This is a genomic window from Pseudokineococcus marinus (assembly GCF_013004605.1).
Lineage (GTDB): Bacteria > Actinomycetota > Actinomycetes > Actinomycetales > Quadrisphaeraceae > Pseudokineococcus > Pseudokineococcus marinus.
Map to the genome: position 1 here is coordinate 1 of NZ_JABEMA010000412.1, position 2,228 is coordinate 2,228.

1 protein-coding gene is annotated in these 2,228 nt (G+C 74.9%); it reads left to right on the forward strand.

Annotated elements, in window-relative coordinates; all coding sequences use genetic code 11:
- Positions 1–256: 256 nt before the first annotated feature.
- Positions 257–2,206 (forward strand): N-acetylmuramoyl-L-alanine amidase, encoded by a 1,950-nt coding sequence (locus HLB09_RS16080; protein WP_171204320.1) that lies wholly within the window; start codon positions 257–259, stop codon positions 2,204–2,206.
- Positions 2,207–2,228: the final 22 nt, after the last annotated feature.

The following is a 2,228-nucleotide window of genomic DNA, read 5'->3' on the forward strand; positions in this document are numbered from 1 at the left end:
GGCCCGCCCGCGGGCGGGCGGGCGCCCCCGGGGCCGCTCCGGAACCGGCGAGCCGCTGCGGCTGGGGCCGCGCGCGGCGCCGTCACCTGGACGGGCGCTGGACGTCGCCTGGGTGCGCAGGGCCGACGAGGCCCCTGCCGGGCCTCCTCGCGGCGCTTCCGCCCCGGTCACGGCCCGGTCAAGTCGTCTCGGGGCGCCCCCGATGGTCCGTCGACACCGCAACGCGGAAACCGACGGACATGGAGGTGCAGTCGCTGTGCGACTCACTCGCGATCTCGTGACGACCGGCGTCGTCGCAGCCCTGGTGGCGGTGCCCCTGGGGCATGCGGCCGCCGCCACCCCCCAGAGCAGCCCGCAGCCCGCCCCCGTGGCCCCCGAGGTCGAGGTCGTCCCCCTCGGCGAGGCCGGTTCCGCGGCCCTCGCCTCCCTCGAGGTCACCCAGGGCCCCGCCTCCGTGGTCCGCGCGGTCGCGGCCGGTGACGCCGAGACCGTGGGCGTGCAGTTCTCCGCCCCGCCCGTCGCGCCCGTCGAGGTGCGGGTGCAGGACGACGCCGGCTGGACCAGCTGGACCACGCTCGAGCTCGAGGCGGGCGAGGACGGGGCCGCCCCGACCGGCCGCTGGTCGACCGAGCCCCTGTGGATCGGCCCCGGCGCCGACGACCGCCAGGTCGAGGTGCGCCTCGGCGCCGACGACGTCGACGCCGCCGGCCTCACCCTCGTCGACCCCGGCACGAGCCCCGCGGACGCCGCGGCCGCCCAGGCCCCCGACGCGGCGCTCGCCGCCGTCGGCCAGCCGTCGATCAAGACCCGCGCCCAGTGGGGCGCCGACGAGTCGATCCGCACGTGCACGCCGTCCTCGGCGACGCTCAAGGCGGCCACCGTCCACCACGCCGCGAGCGCCAACGGCTACGCGCAGTCGCAGGTCCCCGGCATCATCCGCAGCTTCTACGCCTACCACGTGAAGTCCAACGGCTGGTGCGACCTCGGCTACAACTTCCTGGTCGACCGCTTCGGCCAGGCGTGGGAGGGCCGCTACGGGAGCCTCTCGAAGACCGTCGTGGGCGCCCACGCCGCGGGCTTCAACACCGGCACCGTCGGCGTCTCGATGATCGGCAACTACGACACCGCCGCCGTGCCCGCCGCCATGGTCGACACGGTCTCGCGGGTCATCGCCTGGCGCTTCTCCCTGGCCGGCATCGACCCCAAGGGCACCGCGCGCCTGGTCTCGGGCGCCTCGGGCATCAAGTTCGCCAAGGGCAGCACCGTCACGCTCCCGACGATCTTCGCCCACCGCGACGTCGGCTACACCACCTGCCCGGGCAAGAACGGCTACGCGCAGATGGGCCCCATCCGCGACCGCGTGGCGCAGCTCCTCGTCCCCTCCTCGGCCGTCGTGGTCCCCCCGGCGCCGCTCTCCGCGATCACGGCCAAGTGGAAGGCCTACGGCGGCGCGTCCGGCGAGCTCGGCGCGGAGCAGGGGCCCGTCAAGGACATCGCGCTCGGCGGCCAGTACCAGCACTTCGCCGGCGGTTCCATCTTCGACGGCCCCCGCACGGCCCCGGCCGTCGTCCGCGGCTCGATCCTCGAGAAGTGGGCCTCGATGGGCTGGGAGAAGTCCTTCCTGCGCTTCCCGACCACCGACCAGACCTGGATCACCGGCGGGGCGTTCAACCACTTCGAGCGGGGCTCGATCTACACCTCCGCCGCCACCGGCGCCCACGTCGTGCGCGGCCCGGTCTTCGACAAGTGGGCGACCACCGGCTGGGAGAACGGCTACCTCGGCTTCCCCACCACGGACGTGACGCCCATCCCGGGCGGTCTCTTCGCCCACTTCCAGGGCGGCTCGGTCTACTACTCCAAGCCGGTCGGCACCCACGTGGTCAAGGGGAAGATCCGCGCGGCCTGGGCCTCGAAGGGCTGGGAGTACGGCGTGCTCGGCTTCCCCACGACCGACGAGACGCCGATCCGCGGCGGTGCCTTCAACCACTTCCAGGGCGGCTCGGTCTACTTCTCCCCGAAGACCGGCGCGCACGACGTCCGGGGCGCCGTCCGCGACCGCTGGGCCTCGCTCGGCTGGGAGAGGTCGCGCCTCGGGTACCCGACGGCCGACCAGCGCTCCACCGCGACGGGCGAGGTCGGGACCTTCCAGGGCGGCACGATCACCTGGACCCGCTCGACGGGCGCCACGACGGTCCGCTACCGCTGAGACCGGGCGGGGCGCCCGCGCC